The 16,387-nt window shown below is 61.3% G+C and carries 14 protein-coding genes; 9 read left to right on the plus strand and 5 right to left on the minus strand.

Annotated features, from left to right (window positions below; translation table 11 throughout):
* The first annotated feature begins 146 nt into the window (after positions 1–146).
* Together E6X30_RS01615 and E6X30_RS01620 are read left to right on the plus strand one after the other, a co-directional pair.
* Positions 147–1,661: a peptide MFS transporter gene (locus E6X30_RS01615; protein WP_316335589.1), complete on the plus strand. Its 1,515-nt coding sequence runs from the start codon at positions 147–149 to the stop codon at positions 1,659–1,661.
* A 39-nt stretch (positions 1,662–1,700) separates the two neighbouring features.
* Positions 1,701–3,761, plus strand: a complete 2,061-nt coding sequence (locus E6X30_RS01620) for a CocE/NonD family hydrolase (protein ID WP_316335590.1) — start codon at positions 1,701–1,703, stop codon at positions 3,759–3,761.
* Positions 3,762–3,829: 68 nt separating this feature from the next.
* On the opposite strand, the gene E6X30_RS01625 is transcribed toward E6X30_RS01620, so the two are convergent.
* Positions 3,830–4,183 carry a sigma factor-like helix-turn-helix DNA-binding protein gene (locus tag E6X30_RS01625; RefSeq protein WP_316335591.1) on the minus strand — a complete coding sequence of 118 codons (354 nt, stop codon included), beginning with the start codon at positions 4,181–4,183 and terminating at the stop codon, positions 3,830–3,832.
* 154 nt (positions 4,184–4,337) lie between these two features.
* Between E6X30_RS01625 and E6X30_RS01630 the strand changes: the two genes are divergently transcribed.
* On the plus strand, positions 4,338–4,502 hold the full coding sequence (locus E6X30_RS01630) for a hypothetical protein (protein WP_259874033.1): 165 nt from the start codon (positions 4,338–4,340) through the stop codon (positions 4,500–4,502).
* A 14-nt stretch (positions 4,503–4,516) separates the two neighbouring features.
* The gene (locus tag E6X30_RS01635; RefSeq protein ID WP_316335592.1) at positions 4,517–5,350 is read left to right on the plus strand and encodes an SDR family NAD(P)-dependent oxidoreductase; all 834 of its coding nucleotides are present in this window, start codon (positions 4,517–4,519) and stop codon (positions 5,348–5,350) included.
* A 59-nt stretch (positions 5,351–5,409) separates the two neighbouring features.
* On the opposite strand, the gene E6X30_RS01640 is transcribed toward E6X30_RS01635, so the two are convergent.
* Together E6X30_RS01640 and E6X30_RS01645 are read right to left on the minus strand one after the other, a co-directional pair.
* Positions 5,410–6,006: a cation transporter gene (locus E6X30_RS01640; RefSeq protein ID WP_316335593.1), complete on the minus strand. Its 597-nt coding sequence runs from the start codon at positions 6,004–6,006 to the stop codon at positions 5,410–5,412.
* A complete protein-coding gene (locus E6X30_RS01645) occupies positions 6,003–6,443 on the minus strand; it encodes a pyrimidine dimer DNA glycosylase/endonuclease V (RefSeq protein WP_316335594.1) in 441 nt (146 codons plus the stop codon). Before E6X30_RS01645 ends, E6X30_RS01640 begins: the two co-directional genes overlap by 4 nt.
* A 142-nt stretch (positions 6,444–6,585) precedes the next feature.
* Between E6X30_RS01645 and E6X30_RS01650 the strand changes: the two genes are divergently transcribed.
* The 4 genes from E6X30_RS01650 to pepT all read left to right on the plus strand — a co-directional run bounded on the left by E6X30_RS01650 (position 6,586) and on the right by pepT (position 10,885).
* Positions 6,586–7,266 (plus strand): hypothetical protein, encoded by a 681-nt coding sequence (locus E6X30_RS01650; RefSeq protein ID WP_150128901.1) that lies wholly within the window; start codon positions 6,586–6,588, stop codon positions 7,264–7,266.
* Positions 7,267–7,345: 79 nt separating this feature from the next.
* The gene (locus E6X30_RS01655) at positions 7,346–7,927 is read left to right on the plus strand and encodes a hypothetical protein (protein WP_316335595.1); all 582 of its coding nucleotides are present in this window, start codon (positions 7,346–7,348) and stop codon (positions 7,925–7,927) included.
* Between the two features lie 107 nt (positions 7,928–8,034).
* Positions 8,035–9,606, plus strand: coding sequence for an AbgT family transporter (locus E6X30_RS01660; protein WP_316335596.1), 1,572 nt, complete (start codon positions 8,035–8,037; stop codon positions 9,604–9,606).
* Positions 9,607–9,631: 25 nt separating this feature from the next.
* Positions 9,632–10,885 (plus strand): peptidase T, encoded by a 1,254-nt coding sequence (pepT, locus tag E6X30_RS01665; RefSeq protein WP_396334960.1) that lies wholly within the window; start codon positions 9,632–9,634, stop codon positions 10,883–10,885.
* Positions 10,886–10,964: 79 nt separating this feature from the next.
* Here the strand turns inward: pepT and E6X30_RS01670 are convergent, their stop codons facing one another.
* Together E6X30_RS01670 and E6X30_RS01675 are read right to left on the minus strand one after the other, a co-directional pair.
* Positions 10,965–13,607: an esterase-like activity of phytase family protein gene (locus tag E6X30_RS01670; protein ID WP_316335598.1), complete on the minus strand. Its 2,643-nt coding sequence runs from the start codon at positions 13,605–13,607 to the stop codon at positions 10,965–10,967.
* Positions 13,608–13,800: 193 nt separating this feature from the next.
* Positions 13,801–15,828, minus strand: a complete 2,028-nt coding sequence (locus E6X30_RS01675; protein ID WP_316335599.1) for a prolyl oligopeptidase family serine peptidase — start codon at positions 15,826–15,828, stop codon at positions 13,801–13,803.
* Positions 15,829–15,947: 119 nt separating this feature from the next.
* On the opposite strand from E6X30_RS01675, the gene E6X30_RS01680 reads away from it, so the two are divergent.
* Positions 15,948–16,370 carry a hypothetical protein gene (locus E6X30_RS01680; protein ID WP_316335600.1) on the plus strand — a complete coding sequence of 141 codons (423 nt, stop codon included), beginning with the start codon at positions 15,948–15,950 and terminating at the stop codon, positions 16,368–16,370.
* Positions 16,371–16,387: the final 17 nt, after the last annotated feature.

Below are 16,387 nucleotides of genomic sequence, written 5' to 3' on the forward strand. Positions count from 1 at the left end.
CGAGACTTCTCACAGCTTCTCCCTTGCCAACCTTTACAGGCGCGCCTTGGGCGTCCACGGTAGAGGGAGCCGCAGATTGTATGCACGCATAGATACAGTGCGTTGTCGCGGCGCTCGATTCCCCCTCGCGCCACGAAAGGACTGGCATGGACGATCCCGCACCCATCGCACAGGAGCGCTTTGCCCGTGAAGCCGAACGAGACAGCGCCATCCAACAGGACCGCGCCTTCCTCGGCCACCCGCGCGGCCTCGCGACGCTCTTCGGCCTTGAGATCTGGGAAAGGTTCTCCTACTTAGGTTTCCAGGCGATCCTCGCCCTCTACTTCGCCGATGCCGTCGCTAATGGCGGCATGGGCTTTGACGAAGGCGTCGCCTCGAGCATCGTCGCGGCCTATGGCGCGCTCGTGTACCTGCTATCGATCGTGGGGGCGTGGATTGCCGACCGAATTATCGGCACCTACCGCACGGTGCTTTTCGGCGGCATCATCATTGCTGCCGGACACATCTTCATGGGCATCCCCGCGTCCTTCTCGACATGGCTCGGCCTAGCCCTGATCGTCCTCGGCACAGGTCTGCTCAAACCGAATGTCTCCACGAAGGTTGGGGAGCTCTACTCGAGCGAGGATGAGCGCCGCGACGCCGGGTTCTCGATCTACTACTCAGGCATCAACATCGGCGCATTTCTTGGCCCGATCATCGCGGGCTGGCTTGGCCAGGAGGTTGGCTGGCACTGGGGGTTCGCGGCCGCTGCCGTCGGTATGTTCGCGGGCGTCATTCAATATGTTGTGGGCTCGAAGAACCTCGCGGGTAACGAGGCGGCAGCACGCATCCGCGCCGCCTTCCGTGCTGACCGCGGTTTCTGGGCAACAATCGGGCTCATCGTGGCCGCCGTGATCGCCGCAGCTCTTTTCACGATCCTCGCAGAGGACGGCATCAACGCGCTCGTGAACGTCATCTCGATCGTGAGCGCGATCGTTCCGATCGTCATGCTCCTGCTCATGGCTCGCTCCCCCAAGGTTACGAAGGCCGAGCGCACGAACCTTATGCCGTATTCACTCCTGCTCATTGCCCTGGTCGCGTACAACCTCATGTACTTCCAAACGGGCAATACGCTCAACTTCATGGCGCTCAACCGCACCGAGAACTCGCTGTTTGGCTGGGGCTACCCCTCGACGTGGTACATCTCCCTCACGGCGATCGTCGAAATCATCATGGGCCCGGTTCTCGCACTCCTGTGGGTCAAGCTCGGTAAGCGCCAGCCTCACGTTGCGGCGAAAGTTGGCCTCGGCACCGTGTTCGGTGGCGCCGCCTTCCTCGTCGTAGCGCTTGGAGCGAGTGTAAGCGGCGAGGCCGCGATGCTCTCTGCGATCTGGCTCGTGATCTGTTACATCTTCCTTGGACTCGGCGATCTCGTGCTGCAAACGAGCGGCATGAGCGCGACGACAAAGCTCGCTCCACGAGCATTCGCATCTCAGACGATGGCCGTGTGGTTTGCCGCGATGGCTCTCTCGCAGGGGATCCAAGCGCAAATCGTGAAGGTCTTCGACTACGACAACGCCGCTCTCTACTTCGGTATTCAGGGTGCCCTTGTCGTGGCCTACGGCGTGTTCCTCATGGCCATCACGCCCTGGCTGAAGAAGCGCATGACTCTTGTGGGATAGACCCCTCCACCGCTAGCTCGAAAGGAGTACAGCTCGTTCATGAAATACATCGACGACTTTCCCTACGACGTCACGATCGTAGAAGATTGGATTCCCCTCTCGGACGGCACGAAGCTGTGGATGAAAGCTTTCATGCCCATCACCGATGAGAAGGTTCCCGCCCTGCTCGAATACCTTCCGTACCGCGCGGGTGACTGGACGGCGCCTCGCGACCACGAACGCCACCCCTACTACGCGGGGCACGGTTACGCATCGATCCGCGTGGATATTCGCGGCCACGGCAACTCTGACGGCGTGCCCGGCGACGAGTACGACGAGCAAGAGCTAAGCGATGGCGAGGAGGTTCTCGCGTGGATCGCTGCACAGGGGTGGTGCACCGGTGATGTGGGCATGTTCGGCATTTCGTGGGGCGGCTTTAACTCGCTCCAGCTTGCCGCCCGTAAGCCGCCGCAGCTCAAAGCGATCGTCACCACATGCTCGACGGATGATCGGTATGACAATGACGTGCACTACCTCGGCGGTTCTATGCTCGCGGTGGACATGCACGCGTGGGCGGCGACGATGCTCGCGTTCGAGTCGCGCCCGTCTGATCCGCGCGTGGTGGGCGAGCGCTGGAAGGATCAGTGGCTCGATCGCCTGAACAAGATGGAACCGTACATCGACGAGTGGATGCGCCACCAAACGCGCGACGAGTATTGGAAGCACGGCTCCGCCTGCGAGGACTACGACAATATCGATGCGGCAGTTTTCGCGGTCGGTGGCTGGTTCGATCCGTACCGCGACACGATTCTTCGCCTGTGCGAGAACCTCACCTCGCGCGGGAAGAGCGTGAAGGGCCTCATCGGCCCGTGGTCGCACCAGTACCCAGATCGCGACTTGCGCCCCGGGCCCCACATCGACTTCCTTGGCGAAACTCTTCGCTTCTGGGATCTTCATCTCAAGGGGAAGCAAACCGGCTTCGATGAGGAACCGCTGCTTCGCGCGTGGATGCTTGATTCGATGCGCCCGAGTTCGGTCTATGACGAAGTTGGCGGCACGTGGGTGGCCGAGGAATCGTGGAACACCGATGAGCGCCCCAAGGAACGCTTCTCTTTCGCGTCGGCGAATGCACTCCCGGCTGCGGAGCGTTCGGGCAGCGAAATCCGTGTCAAGAGCCCGCAGGATACAGGTATAAGCGCGGGGCGATACTTTCCCTTTGGCAACTCGGGTGATCTCCCCACGGATCAGCGCGTCGATGACGCAAAGAGCGCGTGCTTCGACTTCGTGCTCGATACTGATGTGCGCATTCTCGGTAACGCCGCTCTTCGCTTGCGTGTGAAGTCGGCTCATCCGAAAGGGCAGGCATACGTTCGCTTGACCGATGTTGCCCCCGATGGTTCTTCGACCCTTGTGACGCGAGGAAATATGAATTTCTCCGCACGCAAGGGACGCGATAAAGCCGTTGAGATGCCCACCGACGAATGGGTGGATCTCGACATTCCCCTCACGGGCATCGGCTACGTGCTGCCGAAGGGGCACACGCTTCGCGTCGCCGTCTCGAGCGCGTACTGGCCGTGGGTGTGGCCGCAGCCGGGGGCCGACGGTTTCTCGGTTGACATCGATGGAAGCTTCCTCGAAGTTCCCGTGCGCGTGCAGCCGGTTGAGGGTTCTGAGGCGGCGTCGCGCGACGCGGCCGTCGGATTCGGCGAAGCCGTTCAACCCACTCCCCTCGACGTCGAGTACCCCGAAGCGGGGAGGGCGGGTTCAGCTCGACCCGAAAGGCTTGTTCAGCAGGACGTCGTGAAGCGCGAGACGATGCTGCAGGTTGACCCGGCCTACGGTGGCACGCGCGTGTACCCCGATGGCCTGCACTATGACGAGGACACGGTGGAGCGCTACTGGATTAGGTGGGATGATCCACTTTCGGCGCGCACCGAGGCTGTCTGGAATGTGGGCCTTAGGCGTCCGGATCTCGGCTGGGATGTGTCGCTCACGGCAACGACGCGAATCTCGTGTACCGCGGAGGCTTTCACCACCGAGTCGATCGTGGAGTGCCGCGATGGAGATGAGACAGTGTTTGAGAAACGCTGGAGCGAGGAGATCCCGAGGATCGCTTCGTAAGTACTTTTCTCCTGCCCACAAGCGGCGTCACCGCACGAAGGTGGCGCCGCTTTCGCGTGCCAGCTTTGCTAGCTGCTCAGCTGCGAGACGCGTTGCCGCGAGATCCCGAGGATCGCGCCGATGTCGTCCTGGCTAAGGCCGTCGGCTCGCATTTTTCTGATGATAGAACGGCGGATTTCCGAGGCCATTTTTGCCGCTGCCTCCGCTTCTGCGCTTGCGTGGTCGGCTCCGCGTTTGGCGTCGTCGTACTCGGTTACCACGCGCACCTCTCGCCCGGTGTGACCGGCATCCGCGAGAGCGCGCTGCACGAGGGGCGTAATCTGCGCGAACGTACGAGCACGGACTCGGATGCTCTCGCCGCCTATCGAGAGGGTCGCATCCCACTCTCGTCCGCTTCGCGTGGCCTTGACCTCGATCGCCATCGATTCGTCTCCTTTCGCTTACCCGCTCACCACAATGATGCCATACCCTCTTGCGCATCTGTCGCAATCATGCCTAGCGCATCGGGAGGCATAAAAGAGGGTATGACGCGACCGGTAGAGTGGAGGCATCACCCCAACCGAGAAGGAGGCGCCCATGACCCCGCCGAAGTACGCCCAGGCGTTCCCGAGCGCGACCGCCGAGCAGAACATCACCGCCGCCAACGCTCGAGTCGAGGCGCGAATCGCAGGTAGGGGTGCAATCACTCCCCCTCAGTTCGCAACACTCCTTCAGGCGTGGCGACTCGAGAAGCTCGCGTGAGAGGCAAAGGCACCATGAGCACACACCTCTCCCCCGAAGGGCTGCGCGGCAAGGTCGCCTTCGTAACGGGCGCGTCCGGCGCACTTGGTTCCGACGCCGCCCGGGCCCTTAGCGCCCGCGGAGTTCGGCTCGCTCTCCTGGGCCGCAACACCGGCAAGCTCGAGACTCTCGCCCGCGAGCTCGGTGGCCCTGAGAAGGCCCTCGCGATCGAGATGAACGTCCGCAACCTCGCCTCGGTCGAGGCTGCGGCGAAGAGCGCTGCCGACCACTTTGGCGGCATCGATATCCTCGTCGCCGGCGCAGGCATGGTGACGACTGAATTGGTCGAGGACTACTCGGCGACGGGCTTCGTGGATAACGTTGACACCAACCTCAATGGGGTGTGGCGCACCATTAAGGCCACACTCCCCTACGTTCGCGAAGCGAAGGGGCACGTGTGCATCATTGCGTCCCTCGCCTCGTTCATTCACATGCCGGAGATGTCCGCATATTCAGCCTCGAAGGCCGGAGTGCTCGCGCTCGCTAATTCACTCAGGCTTGAGCTCGATGGAAGCGGAGTGAGCGTCGGAACCATTCACCCCTCGTTCTTCGAGTCTGCTCTCGGGGATGCGCTCACCACCTCTCCGCTCCTGAATCGCGCAAGCGGTAACTTCGGCGGGCTCTTCACCCCGATCAAACGCGAGGACGTCGTTGCCGCGATCGTCAAAAACATCGAGCGTCGCTCACGAGTTGTGGTGCTACCGAAGGCGTTTTCGGCCCTCGCCCTCGTACCTGGTCTCGGCCAGCGCGTAATCGAACCGTATCTCACGCACAATCTTCGAAAGACGAGTCAGAAGCTCTCGCGTTAGCGGGCGATCCCCCAGCTCTCAAGGGTCTGATCGACCATTCCGTGACGCCAGCGGGCGCCCTAAGCCTCCAGCTCCGGCTCCTCCGCTCGGGCCTGTTCGAACACCTCTCTTGCCGCACCGAGATTGACGAGCCCAATGACGATGCCCACCGCGACGTCGGGGAGAACCGAATGCCACACGAGGGTGAGAACGCCTGCCGCAATGATGAGGACGTTCGCGAGCACATCGTTGCGGGCGGCGAGCCATGCGCCGCGCACGAGCGCGTTGTGACCCGCGCGCAGGCGCACGAGGAGCACGGCACAGCAAGCGTTAATCACGAGCGCTGCAAGGGCTGTTCCTGAAAGCGCAAATGGTTCCGGCGGCAGTCCCGTGAGGAGCTTGTGAATCGCCATCGCGAACGCAGCGCCCGCGGGAATGAGGATGAGCCCTGCGAGCGCGTAGGAGGCTTTCCGTCTGCTCTCCAGTGGCCATGCGAGGGCGAGGAGAACGAGGGAGTTGATGAGGAAATCCTCGAGAAAGTCTGCTGCATCGGCGAGCAGAGAGGCGGAGCCGATCGTGAAGGCGAGTATCGCCTCGCCGAGGCAGCCGGCAAGGTTGAGGATTGCGACGATGAGTATTATTCGACGCGCACGAGCGTCAAGCTCCGGTGTATTCACGGCCTCTCCCACGATTCAAGGTGTCCTTCCCTCACGCGAAAAAGGGGATGGGGCTCAAGCACAGCACCCTCGGGCGGGACCCCTTGCCAGCCTGGTTCGCGTTCTCGCACCTTCCTTCGTAAGTGTTCGGCTTCAAACGTTAGCTGCCCGGTAGTAACCGACAGAGAGCCGTCGAGTTGCCCGGGCGCGTGAATTTTCGAATGATCAAACGAGTATCCACGGGAATCTGCCTCACGTGCGATCCCTAAAAGGAATGCCCCGATGCTCCCTTGGGGATCGGCGCTCTCTCGAAAACGTTCGAGTTGGGGATGCTTCGTATATCCCTTAGTGAGGCCCGCAAGCACCTTTTGCGCCAAGAGTGCCTCCCGCCAGCAGGCGACGAGCGCCATCCGATCAAGGTAGGCGGGATGCAAAGACCACAGCCGCAAATGAAACACCCTTTCGTGGCGAAGAGAAATGCACGCCTCTAGCTATTCGAACCGTGCTGTGGCCTAATAGCCAGTTACCCAGGTAGTGTGTGACGTAACCGACGTTTCCGGCCCCGTTCAAGCGGCGCCACGCGGGTTGAAAGGGAAAGCGATGTCAGCACAGCAACCACCCCAGCAAACCCAGGGCTACCCGCAACCGCCATTGGGGCCCGAGAAGTCGCCCGGAAGGCGGGCAGTCGTCATCTGGTCGTGTATCGCGGCAGCGGGCCTCTTCCTCATTCTTGCGGTGGCGGCAATCGCGGCATTCGTGTTGTGGAATGGATCGAAAGACGAGTCTCCAGCTGCGCCCGCGACGACTCAAACGTCGCCGTCACCGGCACCCTCTGACCCCACCTCCGAGGGCCCCACTTCCCCGCCCGACGAAACTGAATCGCCTACACCTGTCGCACCACCAACGACCAACACGCCCTCCGCACCGACACCGAAGTCTGCTGAAGAAGCGAAGGCGGCACTGCACTCGGCATTGCCGGAGAAGATCGAAAACTGGGTCCTCAAGGATGTTGGTGGGGACAAGATCTATAAGGACGGGGATCGTCGGATCAGCTTCCTCGTGATCAGCCTTTCCGAAGACCCTTCCAACCCCTCGGAGGGCCGTGAGGGTGAACAGGTGTTTGAGCGCGGCAGCTGCGGCCTAAATGCCCACAACCCCGAGGCGATCACCTGCCTTATTTTTCCGCGCGCAACGGGAAACACCGCGTATTACATGACATCGAAGTACTCCGATATGGAGGAAATGGTTCGCGTTTCGAAAGCCGTGATCGAGGGTAAGTAGCCCCACGAAGCGCGCGTAAAGACAGGGGGAAACCATGGCTAGCCCGCACAACCTGCAGAATCGGACACGATCGCCGCTGGTGATTACTTTTGCGGCCTGCGGCTGCCTCATCGCCGCACTTGTAACAGGGATCATGGTCGCGGTCGCCGCGGTCATCATCAATATGCCCAAAGCCGCAAACCCGCCGTCACCAACGTCTAGTGCGTCGACGTCATCGTTTAGTCCGTCGGCGTCGGCCGATGAAACCTCACTCCCACCTGCCTCCCCAACGCCTGGCGTGCCTCAGCCGACGCCGGGCCGTCCGTCAACGAACACGGGAGATAACACCGACGACACCATAAACGCACGCCTTCCCGACACCGTCGGTGAGTGGGATCTCGCCCACATCGGCACAAGGCCCATCTACGTGCGAGGCGAAAACACGATTTCGATCCTCATCACCGACATCGCCGAAGGCAAAGCCACTGCGGAAAATCCCTCGTGGGGACTCGAAGGTGAGAAGGCTTTCGACCGCGGTGTGTGCGCGCCGCATCCCGATGGCCGCGGAGGCTTCATGTGTTGGGTATGGCCCAAGGACCTCCCCGACACCGTGCTTTCAGTGCAGTCTCGCGATGCGTCGATGGAGGAAATCATTAAGGTCGCGGAGGCCGTCCGAGGCTAAGGCAGACCTCATTTCATTTAATGGGCACATCCACAAATTGTCTACAATCCGTGTAGGCTCTCGCGTACTCAGCCTTCACACGGCCTACCACGACGAAAGGATGACCCGTGACGGCGAACGCCTCCTCCCCCGCGCCCCCATCTCAGGAAGCCGAACCCAAAGGCGTCCTCGGGCTCATCGTTCAAGTCGGCAACAAGATTCCCGACATCACGACGCTCTTCGTCAGCGCTCTCGTGATCGTTCTCGTCGTCTCGGCGCTTTTGTCGTTCGTGAACTTCGACTACATCAATCCCGCAACTGACGAGAAGATTCAAATCGTCAACATGCTCGCACCCGACCGTCTCGTCGAGCTCATGGCCACAGCCGTCACCAACTTCGCGACGTTCCCCGCGCTCGGCATGGTGATCGTGGCGACGATAGGCATCGGTATCGCTGACGGCTCCGGGTACATCAACGCCGCGCTGCGAAAGCTCCTCTCGTTCACCCCAAAGTCGCTTCTCACACCGATGATCATCGTCGCAAGCATGCTCTCGCACCTGGGTCCCGACACCGGTTACGTCGTCATCATCCCCGTCGCGGCGTACATGTTCTATGCGGTAGGCAAGCACCCCCTCGCGGGCATCGCAGCATCATTCGCCGGTATCGCCGGCGCGTTTGCCGCAAACTACACGCCTTCGGCAATCGACCCCGTTATCCAGGGGTTCACCGAACCGGCCGCCCACATCATCGACCCGAATTACAGCGTCAATATCCTCGCTAACTATTTCTACGGTCTAGGCGCGACCTTTACCGTCATTCCTGCGCTGTGGCTCGTGACCGAGAAGTGGGTCGAACCTTGGCTTCAGAAGAACTTCCCCCTCGATGTCACATCCGATGACATCGAGAACATCGATACTCCCCTCACTTCGCGCGAGAACCGCGCCTTATACATCTCCACGGGCGTCTTCATTCTCGTGATCGCGGCTCTCGTCGTCTCGCTCATCCCCAGCGATTCCGTATGGCGCTCACCAGAATCGGGTTCGCTCACGGCGCCCGATGCCCCCATCATGCAGTCCATCGTCATGATGATCTTCGTGCTCACTGGCCTCGTGGGTCTTCTCTATGGGTTTCTTTCGGGCCGTTTTACTGGCCCCAAAGGCGTGTCAAAGGCCATGGAGGCCATGACCGAGACCCTCGTTCCGCTCATCGTGTTCTATTTCTTCGCCGCTCAGTTCATGTGGGCCTTCAATCAGAGCCAGATCGGTTCGCTCCTCGCTGTCTCAGGCGCCGAGTTTCTACAAAAACTCAATTTGCCACCGCAGCTCACGGTCCTCGGCATCATTCTCTTCGTCGCGTGCCTGAATCTCATCATCACGTCTGCATCGGCAAAGTGGGCTATTCTCGCCCCGATCTTCGTCCCGATGCTCATGGGCGTGGGAATCGCACCTGAACTCACGCAAGCCACATTTCGTGTGAGCGACTCGGCAATCAACGTCATCACCCCGATGTTCGCGTTTTACCCGCTAATCATCACGTACTGCCAGCGATACGTGAAAAAGACGGGTATTGGCACGCTCTCCTCCATAATGTTGCCCTACTCGATCGGCCTCATGGTCACGCTCACGATCACACTGTTTATTTTCTGGGGCTTCAACATCCCTCTCGGCCTTGATTCAAGCTACGTCTACCCGCGCCCGTAACGTGCGCGAAGAAAGGATGATCACCGTGGCGTCTAGCCCAATCCAAGATGCCCTCGCTGAGCGTTTCCTGCGGTACTCGGCGATTTCGAGCCAGTCCGATGCGTCTTCGACAACCGTTCCCACAAGTGAGGGGCAGTGGAAGCTTGCGCGTTTACTCAAGAGCGAACTCGAGGAGGCAGGGGCCGAGGCGATTCACCTCAGCGACACGTGCGTGCTCACCGCCAAGGTTCCCTCGAACCTTCCCGGGGATGCCGCGGCCCCCGCGATTGGTTTTTGCACCCACCTCGACACGGTCGATGTGAATCTTTCCCCGGACGTGAAAGCCCGCGTGATCGAGTACGGCGGCGGGGATGTGTGCCTCAATGAGGCAAACGACGTCTGGATGCGCGAGAGTGAGCACCCCGAGATCGCCCGCTACACGGGAGAGAGGATCCTCGTGACGGACGGTACGAGCGTTCTCGGCGCGGACGATAAGGCGGGGGTCACGTCGGTCATGGAGGCAGCGGTGCGTCTGCTGCAGGATCCGACGGTTCCCCACGGCGACGTGTACCTGAGCTTCGTGCCGGACGAGGAGATTGGCTTGCGGGGCGTGCGGACGATGGACCTCGCGCGCTTCCCCGTCGAGTACGCGTTCACGCTCGATTCGTGCGAGCTTGGGGAGGTTGTGGAGTCGACCTTCAACGCGGCGAGCGTAAGAATCGACATCGTTGGTGTTTCCGCTCACCCCATGAACTCGAAGGGGAACTTGGTTAACCCCATTTTGATCGCGCACGACATCATTGCGCAGTTCGACCGGCGGGAGACCCCGGAGTGCACGGAGGGCCGCGAGTCCTACATTTGGGTGAACGCGGTCGAGGGGAATCAGACCACGGCGCACATCGGTATCGCTGTGCGGGACCACGACCGTGCGGGCTACGAAGAAAAGAAGCAGCGTATCCGCGATAGTGCGGCGCGCGTGTCGCAGGCGCATCCTCGCGCGAAGGTCACCGTCGACATTGAAGATGTGTACGGAAACATCGAGGACGCGAAAACAGAAGAGAACGCGGTCGCAACCGACAACATTGTGAAGGCAATGGCACAGCTCGGCATCGAGCCGATCCACCTGTCGATGCGCGGCGGCACGGACGGTTCGTGGCTTTCGCGTCAGGGAATCTTCACGCCGAACTTCTTCACGGGCGCGCATAATTTTCACTCGGTGTTCGAGTTTTTGCCGCTTAACGCCTTTGAGAAGAGTTTCGAGATGGTCAATACGCTCATTCGACAGGCGGCACAGCAGTAACGACCGCGTTCTGAGCCGTGAAAGGGCCGGCGGCCTCCCCGGGGAGATCGCCGGCCCTCGTGTTCGCGGGAAAGACCGCTTAGCGCTTGCGTACGGAGCGAGCGACGAGCGTTCCGCCAACGCCGAGCAGCACGAGAGCTCCGAGCGCGGTCACGAGGTAGGCGCTGCCTTCAACGCCTGTACGCGGAAGCGGCACGTGGGCCTTCTTCTTTCCTTGATTTGTCAGATGGGAGGGCTCATCAGCCTTCGCTGGCGCTTCGACCGAGTTCGACGGCCCATCGGCAGGCGCGGGGGCAGGCTTCTCAGGTGCTTCACCCGCGCCCTCATCCTCGCCTGTTTCGTCATCGGCGGGATCGGCAGGGAGGTCTTCCGACGGCTGTTCGCCTTCATCGGAGGCGACATCGAAGGCGTCACCGACCTTGCCGAGGCGGAGGAATACCGTCTCGCCAGTTGCGTCATCGAGGCCGTCATTATCGGTGACGGCGTACATCGAGCCGTCCTTTGCGACGGTGAAGCCTTCGAACTTCTCCTGGGTCCAGCCGTTGGTTGCACGCAGCTTCGGCAGAACGTCGAGGACCTTGCCCTTATCGAGCGCGATCGGCGCGCCGTTCGCGGCTGCGACTTCGTCTTCGCTGGGAAGCGCTACCTGAACGAGCTGCTTCACCTCGGCGTCGGGGCCGTTGAGCTTATCGCGTTCGATGAGCACGAGGGTATCGCCGACGATGGTGAGCTCAGAAAAGCCCATCCAGTCGCCCTTCGTGTCGGTCGCGGTGAGCTCGACCGTGTACCAGTTCCATGCTTTGGTCGTGGTGTTGTAGCGACCGATGCGTGCGACGTTTCCCTCCTGGGCCTCGAGAGGCTTCGCACTCGGGTCTTTCCACAGCGGGCGTTGGATCGCGACGAAGACCTCTTCTTCGCCCTTCTCGTTGATGCGTGCGTCGATGCCCTCGAGACCCCACTTGCCAATGTGCGCGGAAACGTCCTCGGGAAGTGCGATTTCTTCCTGGATATTGAGGTCGGCATCGGTGCGCACGATGCGGTTTTTGTCGCCCGTCTTGCCTTCGGAGGCAAGCCAGAAGCCGCCGTCTTCGCGCTGGCTGAGCCCCTCGATGTCGAGACCTTCGGCGACTGCGCCATCGCGCTTGACGGCGCGGCGCTCGGTGATGAGAGCAGGTTCTTTCGACGCGTCGATCGTGTAGACATAGGGGACATCGAGTGCCGCGTCAGACGCTGCGTAAAGCGTGGAAGCGTCGGACTTGCTCGCGGCGAGAGAACCGAGCGCCGTCCACGGAACCGCGTGGCCGTCTTCGGATTTCGCAGAGACGATGCTCGGCTGGGCGGTTTCGGGGGCATCGGCACCGAGCTTGTAGAGGTTCACGGCACTGCGCACACGAGCGGAGGCGTCGTCGGTCTCGCTCGAGACGGCGAGAAGATTACGGCCGGGGATGGGCAGAATTCCTTCGGGGCCGTTCGTTGTGAACAGCAACTGCTCGAAGGTGGGTGCGGCCGGGTTCTCCACGTTGTAGACCGCAACGAAGTTGGAGCGCTCCGAGGCGACGAAGGCGTAGCGGACGCCTTCGATTTCAGCCACGGCGAGCCCTTCAATCTCGGGACCCTTTTTGCCAGCGCGCTTTTCGTTGTGCAGACCGTACTTGTTCGCGATTTCCTCGATCGAATTGCCGGCATCCCACACGACGGCGCCCTTGGTGTCGAAGACGGTCCAGCCTCGCGAGCCGCCCTTCCAGTCGCCTTCGTTCGCGGTGGCAACGTGCTCGTCATCGATCCACGCAATCGCGTCGGGTTCGCGCGGAATTCTAGTGAGCGATTCGGTCGGCTGGATATCGCCGTCCTTCTTCACGTCGATGCCGTCGAGGTTCACCGTGCCGGCGGTGAACACGCTCGTGATCTCGTTCGTGTTGAGATCGATAATCGCGACGCCGTTGTTCTCCTGGAGCGTGACGGCGAGCTCGTTCTTCGAGTTGATCGACACGTACTCGGGCTCGAGGTCCTCGGGCGTGTCGAGGCCGGCCTTCTTCACGATGTCGAGAACCTCACCGTTGCTGTCTGTGAAGCGCACGGGGACGGTCGTCCAGGTCGAGGGGTCGCCATCGAGCTTGAGTGTTTGCACGAAGCCCGTAGGCATTTGCGGCAAACCGCCCTCGACGTCCGTGCGTTCTTCATCGCGCTGGTTCTCGATCGCAATTGCGGCAATCGAGCCATCCTTGTTGATAGCGATCGAGTCGGGCTGGCCTTCGAGGTCGATCGAGGCGACCTTTTCTCGCGTGCTGACCTTGAGTACGTCGACGCGCCCCTTCGGATGCTCAAAGTCGCCGCCGGTCTCATCGATCACGACGAGCACGTAATCTCCGGCGACGGCAACCGAGGTGGGCTGGTCATCGGCGTGGCCAAGCTCGGCGAGCGAAACGCTGCCAGCTCCCTTGGGGGCGTTCGGGTCGGTGATGTCGAGGAACCCGATGCGCTTACCTGCAGCGTCGGTGTAGATGAGGGTGTTGCCGTCTTCACTCACGGTCGAAATTTCGGCGACGGTTTCATCCGCGGGATCAACCCCCTCGGGGGCATTCATATACACCGGGTAAGTCGCGGTGCGTGCGAAGGGGCTTTCGACGTTCTCGTCGCCCTCGGCGAGAGCGGGGATAGCAAGGCCGAGGCCGAGCGAGCACACGAGGGCACTTGCCGCGAAGATTGAGGAGGTACGCTTCACGTCTTTGACTTTCTAAGAGATGCAGGATCGTTCACGCGCGCCGGGGAAAATTTCACGCACCCCCATCTTTGCCCCACCCGGTAAACGCACGGTTACGCAGCGGCGAGTGTTGGTTGAATCGCTCCGCTTGCAGCAGGAAAAACGCGGCCCGACGGCACCCTAGGAACCGCCGAGCCGCGCAGCGGGTATCGCGCTAACCGAGCAGGTCTGGGTAGTCGGTCTCTACCCCTTTGACGTGGCGGTCCACGAACGCGAGGACAGTCGAGTACCACGTGAACGCGTTGTTCGGCGTCAGCACCCAGTGATTCTCATTCGGGAAGTAGAGGAACCTGTGAGGGTTCTCCTCGGGGCTCTTGCCCGAGGCCTCAAGCAGCTCGTACCAGAGACGCAGACCCTCTCCGATCGGAACGCGGTAATCCTTATCGCCGTGGATCACGAGCATGGGCGCGACAATCTCCCCCACTGAATCAGCGGGGTTGTATTCGGCCACATGAGCATCATCGATGTGGGCACCCCAGTGCTGGCCAGCGTCGGTCGTGTGGCGGAACTGGTCGATATTCCACAGGGACGCATGCGTGACGATGCAGTCGAAGAAGTCTCCCGTGTGGCCCGCTACCCAGTTCGCCATGTAGCCGCCGTAGGATCCGCCAAGCGCGGCCTTCTTACTTTCGTCAATCTCGGGGCGTTCGAGTGCTGCCTTCGTGGCCCGCATGATGTCGTCGAACGGGCTTCCGCCGAGCTGGTCCCAACCGCGGTCGATCATGCCTTGGCCGTACCCGGTCGAGATGGCGGGGTCGGGAAGGAGCACCGCGTAGCCACGGGCGACGGCCGTCCACGGGTTCCAGCGCCAACTCCAGCTGTTCCACGAGCCGAAGGGGCCACCGTGAATCCACAAAAGAAGCGGCGCAGGGTTTGTTTCACTCGCGTCCTTCGGCATGCACAGCCACGAGCGCACGCTCGTGCCATCCTCGGCTTCAATGCTGAATTCCGTGAGATCGCCGGGCACCTCGGGAGCCTCAAGACGAGCATCGATGCGGCTCACCTCGCGCGTGTCGGGATCGAGACGCACGGGAAGAGGCGGCTGGTCGATGGCGTCCTGAAGCGCCACAAGGGTTCCGCTTCGCTCATCAAGGGCGAGGTGGGAGTAGTGGAACTTCCCTTCGGTGAGGAGCCCGACGGTTCCTTCCTCAGTATCGAGCTTGAAGATTCCGCCGCGGCCTTCATGATCGGCCGTAAAGTAAATGTTTTTGCCACAAGGCGTGATCGCGACACAGCCAATCCAGTCGGAGAAATTCGTCGCCGTCACAGTGCGCTCGCCGGTTTCAAGGTTGTAGATCGAGTACTCGAGCTTCAGCGGCACCGTTCGGCTCACCGCCTGCTCACGGGCAAGGAGGAGGTAATCCCCCGCGGGGCTCACCGCTTCGAGCATGTGATGGATGCCGTCTTCTTCGGCAAGTGTCGTGACGGATCCGGACTCAACGTCGATCTTCACCACGGTACTGAAAGAGTTGATCCCGCGCACCGTGCGATTCAGCGTCGCGTAAATGAAGCGACCGTCGGAACTAATCTGGGCACCCGAGACCCGTTCATGAGGGGCAAAGTGGGTGAGCTGGCGAAGCTCGAGTTGGGCGTCGCCGTCCTCGGTATCGAGCGGCTCGGCAACGAAGATCTGGCTCACGGTAGGGCCAAGGTCGTGATCCCATGCCCGCACGGGATAGCCGGTGTGGAGGATGCCCGTAAATTTCTTGTCTTCGCGCTCTTTCGCGATGCGAGCGTCGTCTTCGGCGTCCTTCGCGTGAGGATGCACCCCGCTCACGAGCGCGATGTGACCGTTTTCGCGCGCGATGCTGAGTCCGGCAAAGCCCGAGTGCCGCTTAGCGACGACGCGGGCCTCTCCCCCGCCGTTCGGAAGCAGAAAGAGGCGCTGTTCGCTGTCGTCATCGCCCGTCTCACGCTTTGCCGTGAAGAGAATGTCGCCCTCATTGGTGATGCCCGCGAGGGCCTCCCCTTCGAGGCCGCGCGTGAGGCGGCGTGGCTTGCGGGTGTCGCCTTCTCCGCACGGAAGCTCCCACAGAGCACTCACGTACGCGTTTTTCTTCTGATTGAGTTCGGTGCGTACCGCAATGAGGCGGTCCCCTGCGGGAGAAAGCGCCAGGCCCGAAAAACGCGGCTCCGCGACGAACTGTGTCAGGTCATAAAAAATTGATGCTGTCTCAGTCATGGAGCAAGCCTAGCGAGGAAAGCGCACAGTGTGCTGCGCGTCTCACCCAGAGGAAGTCGGTCCGCGGCCAAAGAAAAACCCCAGGCGCCTGTACCGGCAACCTGGGGTTTTAGTTCGACGTGGGACTGTTCTCCTCGCATGCAAACGAACTACGGAAGGCACACCATCACCTCTCAACCGAACAAGCCCGCGAGCTTCGGCAGGAGAAGGGACGCCGTAAGCGCACGACGCAGCCGCGACTCTCAGACGAGAAGTTCGGCGAGATCGTCAAAGCCTATGAAGCAGGGAAGACGGTCTACGAGCTCGCCGCCGAGTACGGCTGTCATCGAGTGACGATCAGTGCTGCCCTGAAGCGGCAAGGCGTCGTCCTCCGACGCACTTCACCGACCGCTGAACAGATCGACGAGATGGTTCGGCTCTATGAATCTGGGCTGTCGCTAGCAAGGGTCGGTGAACAGTTCGGTGTGAACGCCAGCACCGTGCTCGCCCAGTTGCGTAAGAAGAACGTACGGACGCGGGACGTGCATGAACGGGTTCGATAGTTTTCGATTCAAGGAAT

This window comes from Dermabacter sp. (assembly GCF_032550575.1).
In the GTDB taxonomy this organism is placed as follows: domain Bacteria; phylum Actinomycetota; class Actinomycetes; order Actinomycetales; family Dermabacteraceae; genus Dermabacter; species Dermabacter hominis.